This is a genomic window from Caballeronia sp. EK, assembly GCF_014384845.1.
Lineage (GTDB): Bacteria > Pseudomonadota > Gammaproteobacteria > Burkholderiales > Burkholderiaceae > Caballeronia > Caballeronia jiangsuensis.
Genome location: NZ_JACSUE010000021.1, coordinates 25082 through 43490 on the forward strand (window position 1 = coordinate 25082; position 18409 = coordinate 43490).

Below are 18409 nucleotides of genomic sequence, written 5' to 3' on the forward strand. Positions count from 1 at the left end.
AATCTCGCGTACGTGCCTTGACTTCGAAGGCCTGGTTGCCGCTCCCGGCGGACCCCCAGATGTGCGAGTCGTCGTCGCTGACCCGCCCGGACGCAGCGAGTGGCTCGAAACGTCCGCATACTATACGGATCGTGCCTACACGCAGGCGTTGTCGATGCTGATATCCCGCCTCGCAGTTGACCGGGTCATTCAGATCGACACTCGCGGGACCATTGGCGTTAAGTCGGCCGGCAGTATGGACGGAGTCACGGTAAGGTTACCCGAACCGCAAACCCCAAAACACTCGATTTCCATAGAAATCGCCACCCTCAGCCTTTGGCGGGTCCAGAACCTGCGCCTCAGTAAAGGCGCCACGATTTTGCGCACCCCCGCCACCAATCAAGGAGTCATGACTGATCCCGCAATGTTGCGCACGACAAGAAAGTGCAGCAGGAGAAAAAGCATCAAGGTAAAGATATCGCGCCTCTCGCGGAACATGAGCCGCAACCGGGTAAAAAACCCCATAACAAGCGCGAAGAAACAAAGGACGAGCCCTCACCCAACGGTGAAGCAAATAGTTAAAGCCAGCAACCTGGTCATGTCCTTGACTTAAAAGAGTCCTTCGCAAGACCAGAATCTCGTTCCCGTTGAGATCCAACAGGCGATCGAAGCTGAATTTCAAGCAACAGGATTCGACGAGCGCTATCGCGCCGGCCATCCCGCGCGGCTTGTTGCACCGCGCCGGACGGTCATGGCCGGCATTTCTTTTACATCTTGACCGGTAGCATAAAAGAGGCGACAACGGGACAGTTGTCATCTGAAAGCGTGTCACGAGTGCGTGATGCATAACTAGCAATTGATCCCAGACGCCCCCAGCGGGAGCACGAAGGACTTGGGCGCGCAGGTTTCAAACGGGTAGGGGTGCCTTAGTCGGATCGAAGTCAGCCCATGCCCCTTGCTGCCACTGACCTGAAGCTCGCTCGATATCCATCGCGCCACCAGCTTGCAGCACCGAGGTGGCGCTCGCCACACTCTCCTCGGATACATGAACCGCGAGTAATACGCCTGAATGACGCGCATGTTCAGCCGTGTCCATGGGGTTGACAGTTCCCTGTTTGGACTTCCGGGTATGCGACATCGCGCCAGCCAATGAACCGATATACGCACCTAGTCCGATGCCGATAAACACGGTGACCCAGGGAGTCCTGAAGCCGAGAAAGATGGCAACGCCCACTGCGCCGCCCACCAGAGCTCCGGCTGCGACGCCTTTCCATGCTCCTTTGTGCGCGGACTTGGCTCCTTGGTCGCTCATTGAATCCCCACCAATCGGGGTCCGCGAGTGCTGACCTTGCGGCGACACATAGACAATCGACAGATCTTCTTGAGTTACCCCTGTATCCAAAAGGCGTTGACGCGCGCGCTCCGCTTTCTCGAACGTATCGAACCGACCAGCAAGAATAAGAGACAAAAACGAACCTTTGGTGAAGTAATGCAGCAGTAGGTGGATGCGGGAGCCTTCGCTATCACGCATTCCCTATGCCTGAGATTATTCTCGGTGGAGTCTTGAGGCAGACCACTCTTCGCTTACCAGAATTGGTTGTTGATCTGTTAGATCGTCGAAGTCTGATCAGCTTTCGTTTCACGCATTGCGGTCGATCCGTCAGGCACGGGTACTGCGGACGTTTTAATCGCCCGATCCGACGGGGTTGCGCATATCCCTGCTCAGGAGAAATTCGATGACAGATAAAACTTCCGCAACTTCAACGGCCGTGAAAACCGTGCCAACTCCGCGTGACCCCCACCTGCGCAAGATGGCAAATTGCATTCGGTTTCTCGCGATGGACGCGGTGCAAAAGGCCAAAAGCGGCCATCCGGGTGCCCCGATGGGAATGGCCGACATTGCCACTGTCCTCTTCAAGGAGTTCATGCAGTTCGATGCAGCGGATCCGCATTGGATCGACCGGGATCGGTTCGTCCTGTCAAACGGCCACGGGTCGATGCTCCTATACGGCTTGTTGTATCTGACTGGTTATGCGGACATGACGCTCGACCAGTTGCAAAGATTCCGTCAGGTAGGCAGCAAGACGCCAGGGCATCCGGAATACCGGCACGCGGATGGCATCGAACTGACGACGGGGCCGCTGGGGCAGGGGATCGCGGAGTCGGTTGGCCTGGCGCTTGGTGAGCGCATCATGAATACGAGTTTCGGCGACGAGTTGGTCAACCACTTCACCTACGTGTTTCTCGGTGATGGATGTTTGATGGAAGGCATCAGCCAGGAAGCGATCTCGCTGGCGGGTCACCTTAAGCTGGGTCGGCTGATCGCGTTCTGGGACAATAATTCGATCTCGATCGATGGACCGACGACTCTTTCAGTGTCCGACAACGAGGTCGAACGCTTTCGCGCCTCGAACTGGCAGGTGCTCGAAATCGACGGCCACGATACTGACGCCATCCGCGACGCGATCGTGATCGCACGGGCGAAGGAGGACCGGCCCACTCTGATCGCGTGCAAGACGGTCATCGGGTTCGGCTTTCCGACCAAGGCTGGGACCCAGAAAGCGCACAGCGACGCGCCGGGCGAGGACGAAATCGCCGGGGCTCGCAAGATACTCGACTGGGACTCACCGCCCTTTGTCATCCCGGCCGGTCTGCTCGCCGAATGGCGTGAAATCGGCGCTACAGGCCGGTCTGCGAGGATGGCATGGGCGGATCGCGTGAAGCAGGCCCCGACCGAGTTACGCCGCGAATTCGAACGGCGCAACAAGGGCGAACTTCCCGTCGATTGGAAAAGAGCGATCGAGGCTGCGCGCGTGGAATTCCTCGAAAAGGGAGGCGAACTGGCTACGCGCCAGGCGAGCGGCAAGGTGCTCGACCACCTCTTCGATGCAATTCCGGAGTTGCTGGGCGGATCGGCGGACTTGACGCCGTCGAACAACACGAAGGCCAAGAATCAGGTAGAGATCAAGCCAGGGGACTTCAACGGATCGTACGTGCACTACGGCGTGCGCGAGCACGGGATGGGTGCGGCGATGAACGGGCTGGCGCTTCACGGCGGCCTGATTCCCTACGGCGGCACGTTTATGTGCTTTTCCGATTATTGCCGGCCCGCTATCCGCCTTGCTGCGATGATGCGCATCCGGACGATCTTCGTTATGACGCACGATTCCATCGGCCTGGGCGAGGATGGCCCGACTCATCAACCCATCGAGCACCTCGCGGCGCTGCGCGCGATCCCACACCTGGGCGTGTACCGGCCAGGCGATGCAGTGGAGACGGCTGAGTGCTGGGAGTTGATTCTCGAGCAGCCTCGCCGAGCGGCCCTGCTTGCGTTGTCTCGCCAGCCCATGCCGCTGCTGCGAAAAGAGGCGGGTTTGGAGAACAGGTCGGCCAAGGGGGCGTACGTTCTGCTGGAGGAGGAGGGCGGTCCTCGTCTGCTGACCTTGCTCGCGACGGGCTCCGAATTGCATCTTGCCGTTGAAGCACGAGAGATTATGCAAAAGGAAGGCGTGCCGACCGCGGTGGTGTCAATGCCCTGTCGCCTGCTTTTCGAAGAGCAGGACGCCGGGTATAAGCAAGCGGTGCTGGGCGAGTCGAAGGCGAGGGTTGCTGTCGAGGCTGCGGTGGAATTGGGATGGGACCGGTATCTCGGTTTCGAGGGCAGGTTCGTTGGCATGCACGACTTCGGCGAGTCGGGGAAGATTGGCGACGTCTACGCCAAATTCGACATCACGACGGATGCGATCGTGCGAGCCGCAAGAGACGTGATTGGCGTCGTTGGGAGGCAGACCAGTAACTAAACCGACCGGAAAAAATGGTATCAGCAAGCGGTCAGCCCTCACGGCTCCCTCGGGAGGGCCGACGCTTAGTTCTTGATAACGAGGCGCTCGTCCGCTTCGTTTGCCCGCCAACACCGTTCCTTACCATCGCCGTTGTCCGAACCGCGAAGGTTGGTGCGCCCTTTTTGTTTTCATTCACCGGATGCGCATGCTTAGCAACGTTCAAGAAAAGAGTTGTGGTCCGGACCAGGCATCGCACGGTCAACATCGCTCGGATGCAAGGTCAACCGTCTGACGAGCGCGCAATGAACCAGTGCAAATGTCGGCCGCGCGAGCGCACAGTCTGCTGCATGTGCTAGCCAGACATGAGCAATTTTCTTCCCTCATAAGGACTTCGTATGAATAACATTAGAACGCTGGTGCGCCGCGCTTTAGCAAGTGGAACCGCCGCCTCGATCACCTCAGCGCTAGTTGCGTCCCGCGAGGCTTCGCACAGCGGTGCAAGCAGTATCGCGCCTCTAAATGCAGTCGCACACTGCATCTGGCCCGTCGAGGCAATGAAAGAGCAACGATTAAGCGCGCGCCTGACCGGCACCGGCGCTTTGATTCACTGGGGTGCAAGCATATTTTGGGGAACATTGTTCGAAACACTGCTCCGGAAACGCCGGTCCCCACCGGCCCGCATTATCCGTATTGCTGCCGTGACCGCCGCGACGGCCTACGTTGTCGACTATCACGTCGTTCCGAAAAGGATAACGCCAGGGTTTGAAGCGCATATGCCGCGACGCTCGTTCCTTCCCGTTTATCTAGCCCTCGGTGCTGGGTGCCACGCCATCGACCAGCCCGAACTGGCGTTTGACGAACGTTTCGACACCAACGCGAAACGTGTAGAACGCCATGCCGAGATAAAACTGCTAGTCGAATCCTGGACGCGCAGGCACAACGTGGACGACGTCGTGGAGACGATGTTGGCAGCCGGCGTGCCAGCTTCGCCCATCAACACGGTGGATAGACTGGTGACGGATCCGCATATCGCTGGTGCGCGCCAAATGTTTGTCGATATGGAACACCCCAAGGCGGGCAAGACCAAACTGACTGGCTGCCACATCAAGCTGAGCGCCACCCCAGCACACCTGCGTAGCCCGGCACCGCAGCTAGGTGAGCACAACGCCGCCGTCTTCGGCGGCCTGCTGGGCCTGACAGCGGACGAACTCGCCAAATTGCAACTCGATGGCGTCATCTGAGGGAAGATCACCACTGCCGGGCGCCTCGATCTTAACTACTTCGACGCCAAATTCGCCCAAGGTCTTGACGCATTGCGTCAGCACTCCGCATTCGCGGGCGCAATTATAAATCCACCACTCTCCCTTATTGCCGCTCAAGATGGCTTCCGCAGTCTTGGCGGTCTTGTGGATCTTCTGGGCAGCTAAGCTGTTCCCGTTTGGTCCGACTTTCGAGTCCTAGTCGCTGACTCTACGCCTTTCAACAGTTCGAGTTATTGAGTTCTCCTATGCACAACACTCCACGTGGCTATCCCTTACAAGTCGTTGAACCAGAAATCGCAACCACTTCCGGCTCCTGTCAGTATGCCCGGAGCAGCGTCACGCTTTGCCAGACCGTTTACGAACCAGCCGAATGGGCATGGACACACGATTCGCGACACTACGACTGGATGGACTACCATTCGCCCTTCGCACGGGCCGAATTAGACTGACGTCGGGCACTTGTGAACGGATTCCGGTGCGAACGATGCACTATGTCACCGACTTGCGCGATCGATGAGGGGAAACAAGCCCGAAACTGTCACGGCGAAGGCCGGCCGGGTGACCTTGCACGAGATGCTGGTAGAAGGACGAGAAAAACACGTTAAACGCAATAGAGGGCGATTACCCGAAGTGAAGAGACCTCTCGGTATACGCCCTTAAAAAGACCGGACGGCTGCCCAGCACAGGAGACGAGGACAGTTTGTCTGTCTGGTTGCCACCCTACTGCCGTCATTCGGATGGCCCTGAGCTTCCAGGACGGAATGACGGCTTGTGGCCGATCCCGGTAGTTCGTAGCTCGCCGATGATCGCGCGTCGCCGAGTCGCCCCCGACATCCGTGGCCGACCCACTCCTGACGTCGGCGCCGCGGCACCGCGACGACAGATTTCGAAGATACAACGGTCAATCTTCGCTCAGCGCGCTGAATACGGTGCTTCCATGCCTTACGGTTTAAGCAACCCTTCTGTCGCGTGGTGCACCTGGCTTCTTAATCCACAAAAAAATCAATATAAAAACGTTTAGAATAAACATAATTGCAGCGGCAATGAGCACCCCGTAGACCATATAGATGCTTTGCTTGAATAACACTGCGAGTTTCTTAACAGGGGCATTTTCCGGCAAGTTCATCAACTTAATCGAAGCTTCGAGAACTGAAGCGTAGCCTTGGGTCAGAGAAATTTTTTCCTTTAGCTCGTCGAGCTCTTTCTTCTGCGATTTGACCGTCTCTTGATATATAGGGTCATATTGCGCTCGGAGTTTATTAAATTCGTCTAAGGCACTAGCGCTCAAAGTTGCCCGCGTATTTGATGCGGCAGTTGCGACCGCCACACCCGCGGCCGATGCCGCCAACCCAACAGAGGCAACGGCAGAAGCTACTGCAGTGTCGACAGTCGGCTTAGCTTTCTGTGTGAGGTCGTATACCGCCGAAAGCGCTGAATCTTGGATTTTCTGTTGTACATTCTTGATGTTGTTTTCTAACGCACGAGTTTCGGAAGACGCCTGATCTAGTCTCATTTGAATATCGCTTACCTCATTCAGCGCTTTTTTCTTGCCGTCATTGATGTCCTCGAGCGCCTTGCTCCTATTGTTATTGACGTCGGCCAAAGCGTCTTTCTGGAATTTATCTACCTGACCGATTACGTCCTCTTTCTTCTTAGTGATCTCCTCTATCACATTAAATTGCATATCTTTGAATCTTACAGCTCCAAAAATGGCAAATGCAACCGAAATTGCCAAAACAGCCAGGCAAAACTGCACCGGAAAAAACTTAAAAAATTTCCGGCTTATTAAACGATCCACATCTTCGGACAATATGCTAGTCGCCTCATCCTCAGTTCTTATATCATTCCATCTTTCGGCTACTCTCAACGCATTCTCTGCATTTCTGCGTCGTCTTCTCAGGTTCATCCGGTTTTCCTCCTCTGAAGTCGACTCGCGCTTTGCCAGGTCGTCATCTTGCACTTGGAATGCGGTAATTATTGGAGATGATGATGGAAGCGCGATAGTCAAAACTTGCAGTACTTCTGCAAAGTACACTTCAGATGTCGATTCGAACGACTCGTCCGACCTGCGCAACAGACGTTCAATTATTCTTCCCACTACAAGTTTATCAGTCACTTTTTCAGCTCCCGAGAAAGAAGGATTGTTCTTGCGAGACAATCAACTCAAAGTTTCTGATAATTGGAAAGGGCCAGGGTTTTTGCGGCCATGGAGTATTATCTCGCCGCGATACTAAGATGTTCGAGGTCGCCGAGGGCGGCCATGATCGATCGAGAACAACGAATCGCCTTGTGCGAGAAAGCGCCAGGTGGAACGGGTGAACACTCGCCGCGATCGCGGTTGAGATTGCCGGGCTGCAGCACACCAAGAGGATATTCGAAGGCCATTTGACGCTCCCCGATATACGTCGTTACAGTCCGGGATCAAGCGGAGTGATACGCGCGAGCATGACTGTGAATTCCTCTGCCGCGATCTGCCGGAATTTCATCTTGACGATGGAGACGGCCTGCGAGTCGTCATCGGCGGGGAAGAGGCGCACCGCCGCGTCCTTGATCACGTCGTCTACGCCGTCCACCTTCGGAGCGTTCTTCGCATTGCCGCCGTCCAGCGCCTTAACGACAAAGTAGATCGGCACGACGTCGGCGAGCCCGATCGGTATCAGCTTGACCGCGTCGTCGCCCAGATGACGCCGCACGATCGACTGCGAACACAGGCGCAATGTGTAGCGAAATGGAAAGCCCGTACGAATCGACAGCAAGACGGGATCGCTCGCGCCAAGCTGCTCGACCGAGTTCACTCCTTCGGCCGCGAAGATCGATTCGATCGGCAAGGTCACGCCGTTTAGCGTCAGCAGCTTATCCGGCGTGTCCTGATCCTTTTCTGTCTGCCCGAGCTGAGGAAAGCCGATGCGCCGCACGATCTTCATCAAGGCATCGAGGGGAAAGGTGCCCAGCGCGAACACGCCTGCCGTGCGCACGGCATCCGTGCCGCCGATCACGAGCGAAAGTGGAATAGCGAGCATGATGCGCAGCGCGTACCAGTACACGTCGGCGACATTCAGCGACTTGCGCCGGATGCTCAACACGGAATCGCTCACGATGAACATCAGCGCGCCGCCGAGCGAGGCCATCAGCACTTCTGCGCTGATGCCGTACACGCCGGTCGTCACGGTTGGAGCGATGCCCGTGCCGAACTCGTAAGTACACCCGAGCAGCGCACAAGCGGCATACGCAATGCACAAAAGAATGAGGTACGGGGGCACGAACGGCGTTAGTCCGTATTGCTCATGATAGATGCGAGCGAAAAGTCGATCGCACAGGTTCAGTTGTTCATCGGCGGCCTTGCGCCATACCGAATCCTCACCTGTGGACGGCACCTTGATGATGCTCTCGTCGATTAGCGAATCAATGAGGCGTTTGGACCAGTATCGTTGCAAATAGGCGGACAGCGCGTCGCCCTTGAGACTGTTTTCGAATTCACGGTATCGCGAATACCAGACGATGCACAGAAACGCGATGAACGGCGCGCCGATCAGGACCGTCACGAAGCCGCCGAGTATCACCGCGAAATTCCGGTGCGCGGGCGGACGTTCCATCAACAACCACAGGATCAGAAAGCCGGTGACGTTGACGACCACGAGACATATGCCTAGCAGGAACGCGCGCGCGGTTGGCGTGAGGTGCGTAGCCTTCAGAACCTGTTGCTTCGGCCGGCCTAATTCCGTGGTTTCTCGCGTAGTCATTGTTGTCCCTCGTATCGCGGACTACCAAGTTCGCGTACGCCAATACCATTTGGTGTGCGGCCGCGCCATGCTCTAGTGCAAAAACGCGAATATGCGGCGCTGCGAATCTCCAATCGACCTGCAATGTTTACTTAAGTAAGCTAAACGTTCCTCATATTAGGAGATGAATAGCAAGCCGAAAGGCGCATCGATGTTTTTTAGTGGTAAAGCGCACAGAGCTTTTTAACGATTCGCTGCATAACGAACGCCGCCGCAGTCATGCCCTGATCCTGCAAAGTCGGCGAGTCGAAGGTCTATTTAATCGTGCTGGGCAAGTGTTTCGTCAGCCTGAAGGTCGGGCCGAACTTTAAGACGAATGAGGCGGTGGGCCTCATGGTGCAGACGGGCGATGAGGAAAAGACCGATCGTTACCGGGAACGCTATCGCCTGAGACGAAGGCGATACGGCACCACGCATGCCAGATCGCTTCGACTCGTCTGATCGATCCAGCCTCATCGCCCGTCTCACTGCGCGTCAAGCTGAAACCCATGCGAATGGACACATTTGAACTTGGTGTTGACGGCTGTGTAAATCCGACACTAGACGGCGGCGCAAGGTCGAGTAAATCGCTCAACAACGAACGGCAACGGCGGCCGATGCCGGCCACCATCTGCTCGCATACCACCGATCACCGCATGCGGCACCACATCGTCGAAGATCGATACTGAGCCCTGTCGGGGCTTCCATCACCGAAGGTCCATCAGGGTGTCAGCTAACGGATTACGAACGGGCGCTTGAATGCCTGCTTTCGCGCCATGTTGACTGACTGCAGATGGCCGTCAGTTCGCGTTCAAACCGCTCGCCAGAAAGCTGACGTCGCGGATCTCATGTCGGCTCTGTCGAATATTCATCCAATTGGTGCTCTCGGCCAGTAGCGGCCGTCTATCCGTCAAATCGAGCGGCCGCTGGAACGGCTGTGCCGCCTTGGAAGCAGGCGGATACTCAAGGCTCTGCACACCGGAAAGGTGATGCCCTTTTTGAGAAGTGGCATTCGGGGCGACTACCTCGCACCGTAGTACAGCGCATTGCGTCACGGTCGCGCTAGAATGACTCAGTCAACGATTTGCGTATCAGCAAACCGAAACTATTCTATTTAAGCCTATGTCATTGGTGTCCGGCGAGCAGCGCACTCTCCTGCGAGAAGCCGAGCGTTTCGTGCCGGAAGGTTTAGGTGCAAGCGAGCGGCCGCTTGATGCTTACCAGGCGTGCTGGTGCCGATCGGGCAAAAAATGGAAGTTTTGCCATAAGCTTCGCGAAGCTCAAAAAAAGCTGTCCCATTCGGAGCGGTGATGTCGCTCGCAGCGAAGGCGCAGGACGCTTGGGTCCGGAACAGTCATACTTGTTTGCATCCGGAGGCGTCTCCTTCGACATGCTCGTCCGGAATAATCGACTCGCACACAGTGCAAAGGAAAGGCGGGCTTGCCGCCATTGCAGAGAACAATCACGTGCTTTCGCCGAGAAGGGGTATCCAGGATATCGAAAAGAATCGCGGCAAGATAATTCCGGCTCGGATAGGTCTTCGCGATGCTTCGACTTTTCCAGGCTTCTGCAGCACTCATGACGCGCAGATGTTCAAACCAGTGGAGCAGGCAGGCGCCAGCCTCGATCGACTGAACGCCTTTCTCCTCTCGTTCCGCGCAATCGCGTACGAATACGTCATGAAACAGCTCGCTTTGGCGAGCTATCCTGTCCAGCGAGACAATACTGACTGCGGAGCTAACTTCCAACAGCAGGTAATCGCGCAGGAGCTCTTGTACGGCAGAAATGAGGGGGCGAAGCGCGCGATCGCCGATCTCAACCGGCTCAGAATCGTGTACGGTGACGCCTACAAGTCGGGGAATTTTGCGGACTTTAAAGTATACGGGATCACATTTGATTCGGTGTTGCCATTCGTCGCGTCGGGCGCATTCCTCCCGGAATTTGATTTCAACGGAAATCCGATTCAAATCCTTGGGACCAAGTCAGAAGTCGACGAAGTCGCTTTCAACGTAACCGTGCTTGAAAACGTCACCGTCGGGGTGTTCGGGTGGTGGGGGAAGCCTCAAGGCCCGGCTCATCGGTTTGTCGATTCGTTCGTAAGCCTTCCGGATGAAGCCAAGCTGACCGTTTTGGCAGCTTGCGCATTCGAGTATCTCGAAAATCTATATTTACGCGAGAGTTGGTGGAATTCGCTTTCGCCAGACGAGAAACTTTCGTGTGACGATCTCATTCACAGCGGGATGGGGCAAGAGCGATCGCCCGCGGCCCTACGTAATCAGCGGGTTCCCCTGCCCGCAGCGAAGATAGTTGCTACTCTGGATTGCAGACCTAAGGCAGGGTCCGATTGAGGGAACGGAACTCCAAGTGCGTTGAGGTGGCACGGGATGATACGACCTCCCGTGCGATGCCGGCGAGTTTCACCCCTCATTACACGAACAGGGGTCGGTCGCGGTTACTGGGTGCGATCTACTACGCTATCCGCTGAAGGTGAGCCTGGCGCTCGCGGCGAGCGGGGTTCTAGCGGCGGAACAACCTGAGCGGCGGCTTGGGCGGGCGTCTGCTGCACTTCGACAAGCGACATTTAATCCGCGGGCGCCGATAGGCGGCTTGGGGTCGGGTCCGGCAGTTCGGGCCACGGTCGCCGCTGAAGACCGGCAGTCGAACTGCGATCTTCGGCAGCCGGCCAGGAAGCGTCATGTGCAAGGACCGTTGCCCAGTCTCGCAGGCGTCGGTTCGATTCAAGAACCGGTCATTCGATCCATGACCCAAGAACCCCGTTGCACGCTCCCATTTATACAAATTTCTCTTCGCATCCGACAGCGGAGTGTCGATCAATGCATGCGCAAATGCACTAATAACTCTCACTCATCGGCAGTTCTGTGTGCTACTTTGTTAATGAGACGATGGACGCCACGATAAAAGTCCCCAACACCCAACCGGCGAGTTTATGGAAATATAGATAGTACCTAATATTACCCGTGAAATCGACTTGATAATGGCGGTCACGCAGTTTCACCAATGGAATGAACATGTCAAAGCTATACGCCCAACGAAGCGGAAGATAATCCTTCGCAATCTTCTCTCTCGAACATTGGCCTCTTGTGACTATGTCAACTTGTGAAAGGAAGCCGCGTTCATATTTGCGCGTCTCTTGGCTACGAAAAATGAACGCACCGACGATTATGAGTAGAATTGAGGCGGCGAGGGCTCGCCATAACAAGCGACCGAATCCAACCGCGGTAGCACTCCAAAGATATACGCATGTCAAAGCTGCTTGAAGGTTAAGCACGCGAAATGGCAAAGCACCGGTAGTTTGCGGGGATGGCAGCTCAGTGCCGACTCCGTTCAACCCGAACGTGGCTTGTGTACACGAATGTTCTCGTTCCTTTTCCTTACTTCGGATGTACACCTCGTCGCCAAGTTGACCTTGTCCAGTTCTTGCAAGATGGTTCAAAACTTGTTGGTAAGGAGTGGGATCGTAGCCGTGCTTCGTTACATGTTCGAGCCATGGAAGATACCAGTCAGCGGGGTATTCAGCGCGACCTTCTTTCTCGGTCCGTTCTTCCTCTCTTCCTCTCACGATATTTATAAAGTCAGCGTGCCACGCTTCAAAGCCATTTATGATTATGCCGCTCAATTGAGGCATTTCGGACCACATATCTGGTGGAGTTGTCTCGACCTGATTAAGCTGCGCACCCTGAAGATTCAACTTCGAAAGTCGCGTCCAGTTCTTTTTGCTGGAGTCACACGAAAGGAAGTCATCACTCAGCCACGGGTGGTCTGTTAGTACTGGCGCTATTACAAATTCCCCGCTTACTTTTAAGCCTGGTGCATCGAGAAGGCGCATGCAGAAGTTCACTATTGAAACTGAGCCGTTGACCTTAGTGTTCTTAAAAGACATGTCGAAGACTTTCGATGACTCAAGCATGAAGTTGTGACCGACTTGAGCCTCATCAACACGCAACTCCTGAATGGTGCTTTTGCTTATCACCATGTCACCTCCAACTACGGAGCCCTGAAGCTGCACCATATTGACATGTTGATTATCTAGGACGATGCTGCCGAAGTGACCGTCAATGATGATTATCTGGTTGCTGATGCCTCGTGCATTGGCTTTCTCGAGCGACTGTCCACTAAATTCTAATCTTCCGTCTACAACAAGCGATGAACCTCGTATCGACTTCGAATTAATTTGCCGCAGCCGGAGACTTTTCTGGATATGGCTGCCCGTGAAGTCAATTTGGTCGACCTCGCTATCATCGATAACTAAGCTTCCATCTAAATCGGTGTCACTAAATTGTAATCGACGTGCGCTGACGCACTTTAGGAGCAAGTCACCGCGGACCGTCCCACTATGTTGCAGCACCAGCGGTGGTTCAATTCTATAGCCAGTGACATTGAGGCCGGTTTCGGCAATCCGAGCTTTAAAAGGCTGCTTTGTCAATAAATCAGATAAAAAACCTCCCGCGACTGTGGGCCGGTCGCTGGGACAGTTTGCAATTTTCCCACTGTCGCCGATTGCGTCACCCAGTCGTCCAGTCTCGCAGATCGTTGTCCAGTCGGATTGTTGGTCCGCGGACCAGGCGGCGTCGAAATCAGCGCATTCTGGATGCGAAATGCTACTGCGTGAGACGTGCGGACGTTCGCCAGCTCCGAAGGCTGTAAGCGACACTGTCAGCGCTAGACCAATACACAAGAGACCGACTGCGATTCGCCGTCTAAAATAGGCCATTTTGTCCTCATAGGACCATGCGTCGCCGAAGCGCGGCCGCGCTCATTTCCGACGGGACCTGCGCTAGTCCTGTCCGATCTTCCGACAGATTGCCTTGCCAACGGGTTTTGGTACTCACTGGTTTAGTTAGAGTTAACAATAGCTTGCTTGTCTTCATTCGCAAGGGACTCGTACGTCCCGTACCTGCGAAATGGCGCGACTGGCCGAACTCACGAACGAGGATAGTAGGTCGCCGAGTTTGCTTCGGCGTCGGACTCCTTGCATCTCAGGCAGGACGAACATCTCCGATAAGCGTATTAGGCGAGATCGTGAGAGCGATTTTTAGCAATGATTTACCGACCCCCGCCCACTTGCGGTGGAGGAGGATGTCGACGTGACTTACCGTCGAATAACGCGACACTTCAGCGCGGGAATATACGGGAAGCGTCATGTCGGATCGACTCCACCCATTGTCGCGAAGGAAGGCCACATTTTCGACCGGCCGATGCGGTGAAAGGCTGCTCGACTCCAGAGGGCGGTTCGCATCCGTTACTTGCCATTGAGCCTCGGCATCGTGAGCGACGGGAATGGGTCGCGAGTTCGCATTGGCGGACGGCGTGACCGGTCATTCGAGACAGGCTGACGTGCGAACGGCCGCAAAGGGGCGCTCAGCCGCCTGACCAAAGCCGATGCTCGAATGACGCCAATGGCCGATTTGCTGCTCTAGGCAGGCCAGCTTGGATGACGAGACTGCTCCGCTGGCGGTCATTGAGACCGTTGACATAGCGACAGTCCAAACGAATCGCGTACGGCCGCACGAAAATCACGCATGGCAGAGAGTACGGGGTCTGCTAGATGCTCTTGCTACTGGACAGAGATCGCGAGTCCGCTCAGCGCGCGACAGCGCTGTCGTACCGTGGCGCCGACCCTGACAGCCACGCGGCACCTCTATGGCTTCTGGCGTGCAACGGGTCTGCAGCAACTGATTCGATAGCGCTGGCGCGGTTCGGCGCGCCACTTGTCGCGCAGGAGGACACCGCGCTCAGCAACCTGCGCCGACGCGGCGATGCCGAGTTCCTTGGCACGGGCGAGGCCGAAGATTATGTGTGGTTCCCGGCGTTCCTGCTGGGCAACAAACTAGCGCTTGCGGGCAGGCTCGGCGAGGCGCGCGCGGCGGGACCTACCGGCATCGCCTGCGACCTCGCTGCTCGGAAAGATCTTGCGGCCGGAACAAGGCGACCAGCACGAACTGATCGCCCTTCGTCAACGACTCAGCCGCCTGCACGCGGGTCCGTTCGACGTGTACATGACGACGCGGAAAGCTCTGGCATCAAGGCACGGACTGTTGGGCGCGAACACAAACTCGCGCGGAGGGTGGGGCTACCGCCGCTGGCACGGCTCGCTTTTCGGCGCGGCGCAGATCCCTACGGAACCCAGCGCGAGGTCAAGTCGAGGCGCGAACGTTCGAACGCAAGTGCGGGTCTCACTGCGGACCTCCGCAAGGCTCTTCTCTTCGGTGGTTAGCCGTGGCTCCCCCAAGCACGCACACTAGGCTATTCGTAACCCCATGGCGTACGCTTTTCGGTCTTCAGTCCGTGCCGCCCCGATTTGCACGGGCGTTTCCGCAGCGACGAACTTCCGACAACTAGTTCTCGTTGGCAATCGTGTTTTCGTATGCGGTCTTGACGCGCTGCTCATTGGACAAGTCACCGTAGCGTTGCCAGAAGCCGCGCCCTTTCGACTTCGCGACATACATCGCGGTGTCTGCATTGAGAAGTAAATCGCGTGCGGAGACGCCGTCGTGTGGAAACTCGCTGATACCGACACTTGCGCCCACAATCACCTGTCTCCCGCTCACGGGATAGTTGCGATCGAGCGCTCGCACAATGTCCGCAGCGAGATCCCCCGCCGAAGCGGAGGAATACGCGCCTTCCACCAAAACGACGAATTCGTCGCCGCCCAGTCTCGCCACCGTATGCCCCTTCGAAAGCACTTGTTGAAGACGGCCCGCCACGGCCACGAGCACGGTGTCGCCGAAAGAATGACCGAACTGGTCGTTGATCTGCTTGAAGCGGTCCAGATCGACGAACAGCACGGCGAGCCGCTCGCCGTTTGCCGTCGCGTCATGCACTGCCGCGTCGAGCTTTTGCATGAACAGCATGCGGTTGGGCAGGCTCGTGAGCACGTCGTGATTGGCCAGATACGCGAGCTGATGCTGCTTGTCGTGAAGCGCGTCGACCTGGGATTTGATTTCGCGCCGCATGTGGTCGAAACAGCGCGCGAGCATGCCGATCTCGTCGGTGCGTTTGAGCGGCAGTGCTTCGGTCGCGTTGTCGGCAAAGAAATGCGTGGCCGCGTGGGTGAGTATCTGCAGCGGCCTCGTCAGCGCGCGCGCAAACAGGATGGCGAGCACGAGCGCGGTCAGGCTCGAAAATAGGATCATTCGCACGATCTGATCGCCGAGCAAATTCGCGCCGGCCAGCACGTCAGAGAGCGGCTTGCTGAGCCCAAGCACGATGAAGCGATTGCCCGCCGACGCGCCGAACGGCCGCTTCACGAATGCGAGCACTGCGTCGTGCGCCTGCTTTGGGTTGGTGAGTCCGTTGATCAGCACGCTGTTTGCCGTGCGTTCGAAGAGCGGCTTCGTCGCGGCGAAGCTGTCCTGCATGAAGACGCGGCGTCCTTTGTCGAAGCCGAACGCCTGCGAAGAATCGGGATGAACGAGGAAGTCGCCCCATTCGTTGGCGAGATACACCTCATAGTCGGGAGGCAAGTCGGTCCGCAGCAGTTTGAGCAGGACCGCGAGATCCACGTCGAGCACCACCACGCCTACGACGGCGCCTGCGGGCGTCGCGACGGGGGCGGCGAGGCGCAGGATGGGCTTGCCTTCGGCGTAGTGCGCGCCGCGTTCGCGATTGATGGTGATCGGCCCGATGTACACATGGCCGGGCGCCAATGCCAGCGTGTCGAACACGTATGCGAACTGGCCTTTTTCCTGCAGGTTATCATTCTGGACCTGCACGATGCCGTGTCCGTCGCGATCGAAGCGGATCCTTTCCAGCCCGAATCGATCGCGCGCAATGAGCCGTGCCTGCAGGTATCCGGGATGATGGAGCATGAAGCTCGAAAAGACCTGGGCTAGCCGTGCCCGGTCTACACTCGTCTTCAGGTCGTCCGCCGACTGCGCAATGAGCGCCGACGACGGCATGGTGGCGAGCACGAGCACGTCGGCAGCCATGTCGTCGATGGAAACTGAGAAGCGCCGGCCGAGCAGCTCCGTCGCAATGAGAAGATTGCGCCCCGCCTCGTCGGCCAGCATGGTGCGATTGGCGCGATACGCGTAGTAGCCGGTCGAGCCCGACGCCAGCACGCCAATCAACGCAAGCAGCAACGACAACTTCACCATCAGTCCGGGCCGCATCATCGAAAGCGCTCCGGCCGGTCGCCGGACACGATCCGGCTCCAGAGCGACTCGCGCTCCTCAATGTTTTCCACGGGCTGAATCCAGATGAGATGTGCGCTATCGCCACTGGATTCGGGCGGCGGGAACAACGTGTTCGCAAGACCCTGCCGCTGCGTGAGCAGCGCGCTCACGTCGGGTTCGAGCATGTAGTTGATCCAGGCGAGCGCGAGCGGCCGGTTCGTGGCTGATTGGGTCATGGCCCAGCAATCGAGCCAAGCGAGCGCGCCCTCTTCGGGAATGACATATCCCACATCCGCGCCGGCCTTGCGCAGCAGAGCGAGCTGCTGCGTGCCGTAATTGCCGAACATAAGCGCGGCCTTGTGCTGAATGAAGTACGCCGTTGCTTCCTCGGGCACGGTGTAATAGGTGAGCAGATTACGGCGCAATTCGACCAGTTTTCGCGCGATCTCGCGCATCTGCGCGTCGGTGAGCTGGAACGGATGCGGGTAGCCGAGCGCCAGCGCCGCGAACGAAAAGTTGTGTTGCGCGCTGTTAAAGTCGAGCACCCTACCCTGATAGAGCGGGTTCCAGAGCTCCTTCATAGAGCGGGGAGCAATGGGAACCTGCTTGCGATCGTAGATCAGTCCCATCGACGAATACGTGAACGGGATCGCGTAGATCTTGCCGTTCGCGGTGAGCCCGTTGATCGACGAAAGCGCGCGAAACCGCGGCAACTGACGTTGCGTGTTGGGAAGCTCACCCAGATCGAGCGGAGTGAGCAGGTTCTCCAACGTATAGCGATGTATCTCTGCGGTGTTGGCAGCCAGTACGTCGAACGGCGGCTTTCCGCCTGCGTGCATCTTGTCCGACAAGGCTTCGTCTGAGTCTACGAAGGTCACTTGGACGCGCGCGTTGAAGCGACTTTCGAACTTCTTCACGACGTCGTTGTCGGCATAACCCGGCCACGCGAGCACCCGCAGCACGTTTTCTTGGGCGAAGGTCGGCAAGCCACACAACGTCAGTGTGAAGAAGGTGAGCGCGGCAACGGAAGTGCGGGAAGAAAAACTGACGCGCCAAAATAAGCGCTCCGCAATCTCGCATCCCCAAGAGAGCAAAACGCGTCTCCGACTGGGCGGTGAGGAACCAAGGCTCATGTGTTAGTTCTTCTGCCATCGTGTGTAAAGACAACCCAGACCGCTTTCCAAAGTGGGACTAGCTGGCACGCACGCTCTCACAAACGCCTTTGTCGCACGCTCGACGTTTGAATTGGTTGCCGTAGCGCTGACTGGAAATCTTCGTGTGGCTGGGCCTTCGAACGATGACCTGATTTGTCGTTCTAAAGCATCAAGCCTGGCTGGATTGGCCAGGCTTGAACGAAACGGCATCCGATATCCTGAAACGGCTCCATTGCGTTAACGGTTTCGTGCTGGCGATCTTTAGCCGCGCCGGCTCGTTCGGGCCTTTGCACCGCTCGTTTACCGACTCTTGCCAAACCGATGCTGAGTTCCGAGGGG

General features: G+C 57.0%; 12 protein-coding genes. 5 read left to right on the forward strand and 7 right to left on the reverse strand.

The genetic code is table 11. The annotated features are described in order from the left end of the window. Nucleotides 1–154 precede the first annotated feature (154 nt). Nucleotides 155–592: a hypothetical protein gene (locus tag IAG25_RS36220; protein ID WP_187609153.1), complete on the forward strand. Its 438-nt coding sequence runs from the start codon at nucleotides 155–157 to the stop codon at nucleotides 590–592. 294 nt (nucleotides 593–886) lie between these two features. Here IAG25_RS36220 and IAG25_RS36225 read toward each other — a convergent pair whose 3' ends face one another. Further along, complete coding sequence (locus IAG25_RS36225) at nucleotides 887–1447, reverse strand: hypothetical protein (RefSeq protein WP_187609206.1); 561 nt, start codon at nucleotides 1445–1447, stop codon at nucleotides 887–889. Between the two features lie 268 nt (nucleotides 1448–1715). Here IAG25_RS36225 and tkt point away from each other — a divergent pair, with 268 nt between their 5' ends. Continuing rightward, on the forward strand, nucleotides 1716–3779 hold the full coding sequence (tkt, locus tag IAG25_RS36230) for a transketolase (protein WP_187609154.1): 2064 nt from the start codon (nucleotides 1716–1718) through the stop codon (nucleotides 3777–3779). 536 nt (nucleotides 3780–4315) lie between these two features. After that, the gene (locus IAG25_RS42170) at nucleotides 4316–5002 is read left to right on the forward strand and encodes a CoA transferase (protein ID WP_222946804.1); all 687 of its coding nucleotides are present in this window, start codon (nucleotides 4316–4318) and stop codon (nucleotides 5000–5002) included. A 970-nt stretch (nucleotides 5003–5972) separates the two neighbouring features. Here the strand turns inward: IAG25_RS42170 and IAG25_RS36240 are convergent. The 3 genes from IAG25_RS36240 to IAG25_RS36250 form a co-directional block, all read right to left on the reverse strand. After that, nucleotides 5973–7139 (reverse strand): hypothetical protein, encoded by a 1167-nt coding sequence (locus IAG25_RS36240; protein ID WP_187609156.1) that lies wholly within the window; start codon nucleotides 7137–7139, stop codon nucleotides 5973–5975. A gap of 98 nt (nucleotides 7140–7237) precedes the next feature. Continuing rightward, on the reverse strand, nucleotides 7238–7408 hold the full coding sequence (locus IAG25_RS36245) for a hypothetical protein (protein ID WP_187609157.1): 171 nt from the start codon (nucleotides 7406–7408) through the stop codon (nucleotides 7238–7240). 23 nt (nucleotides 7409–7431) lie between these two features. Beyond that, nucleotides 7432–8763 carry a hypothetical protein gene (locus tag IAG25_RS36250; protein ID WP_187609158.1) on the reverse strand — a complete coding sequence of 444 codons (1332 nt, stop codon included), beginning with the start codon at nucleotides 8761–8763 and terminating at the stop codon, nucleotides 7432–7434. 303 nt (nucleotides 8764–9066) lie between these two features. On the opposite strand from IAG25_RS36250, the gene IAG25_RS42335 reads away from it, so the two are divergent. Beyond that, the gene (locus IAG25_RS42335) at nucleotides 9067–9243 is read left to right on the forward strand and encodes a VOC family protein (protein ID WP_222946805.1); all 177 of its coding nucleotides are present in this window, start codon (nucleotides 9067–9069) and stop codon (nucleotides 9241–9243) included. Between the two features lie 959 nt (nucleotides 9244–10202). Then, the gene (locus IAG25_RS36260) at nucleotides 10203–11129 is read left to right on the forward strand and encodes a hypothetical protein (protein ID WP_187609159.1); all 927 of its coding nucleotides are present in this window, start codon (nucleotides 10203–10205) and stop codon (nucleotides 11127–11129) included. 536 nt (nucleotides 11130–11665) lie between these two features. Here IAG25_RS36260 and IAG25_RS36265 read toward each other — a convergent pair. The 3 genes from IAG25_RS36265 to IAG25_RS36275 form a co-directional block, all read right to left on the reverse strand. Then, nucleotides 11666–13513 carry a hypothetical protein gene (locus tag IAG25_RS36265; protein ID WP_187609160.1) on the reverse strand — a complete coding sequence of 616 codons (1848 nt, stop codon included), beginning with the start codon at nucleotides 13511–13513 and terminating at the stop codon, nucleotides 11666–11668. A gap of 1624 nt (nucleotides 13514–15137) precedes the next feature. Beyond that, nucleotides 15138–16916: a diguanylate cyclase domain-containing protein gene (locus IAG25_RS36270; RefSeq protein WP_187609161.1), complete on the reverse strand. Its 1779-nt coding sequence runs from the start codon at nucleotides 16914–16916 to the stop codon at nucleotides 15138–15140. Beyond that, nucleotides 16913–18049, reverse strand: a complete 1137-nt coding sequence (locus tag IAG25_RS36275; protein ID WP_187609162.1) for an ABC transporter substrate-binding protein — start codon at nucleotides 18047–18049, stop codon at nucleotides 16913–16915. The genes IAG25_RS36270 and IAG25_RS36275 overlap by 4 nt, the downstream gene beginning before the upstream one ends. Nucleotides 18050–18409 lie beyond the last annotated feature (360 nt).

Coding starts and splice junctions, on each gene's coding strand:
- IAG25_RS36220 (WP_187609153.1), top strand. CDS start 155: ATGCTGATATCCCGCCTCGCAGTTGACCGGGTCATTCAGATCGACACT.
- tkt (WP_187609154.1), top strand. CDS start 1,716: ATGACAGATAAAACTTCCGCAACTTCAACGGCCGTGAAAACCGTGCCA.
- IAG25_RS42170 (WP_222946804.1), top strand. CDS start 4,316: ATGAAAGAGCAACGATTAAGCGCGCGCCTGACCGGCACCGGCGCTTTG.
- IAG25_RS36245 (WP_187609157.1), bottom strand. CDS start 7,408: ATGGCCTTCGAATATCCTCTTGGTGTGCTGCAGCCCGGCAATCTCAAC.
- IAG25_RS36250 (WP_187609158.1), bottom strand. CDS start 8,763: ATGACTACGCGAGAAACCACGGAATTAGGCCGGCCGAAGCAACAGGTT.
- IAG25_RS36265 (WP_187609160.1), bottom strand. CDS start 13,513: ATGGCCTATTTTAGACGGCGAATCGCAGTCGGTCTCTTGTGTATTGGT.
- IAG25_RS36270 (WP_187609161.1), bottom strand. CDS start 16,916: ATGATGCGGCCCGGACTGATGGTGAAGTTGTCGTTGCTGCTTGCGTTG.
- IAG25_RS36275 (WP_187609162.1), bottom strand. CDS start 18,049: ATGAGCCTTGGTTCCTCACCGCCCAGTCGGAGACGCGTTTTGCTCTCT.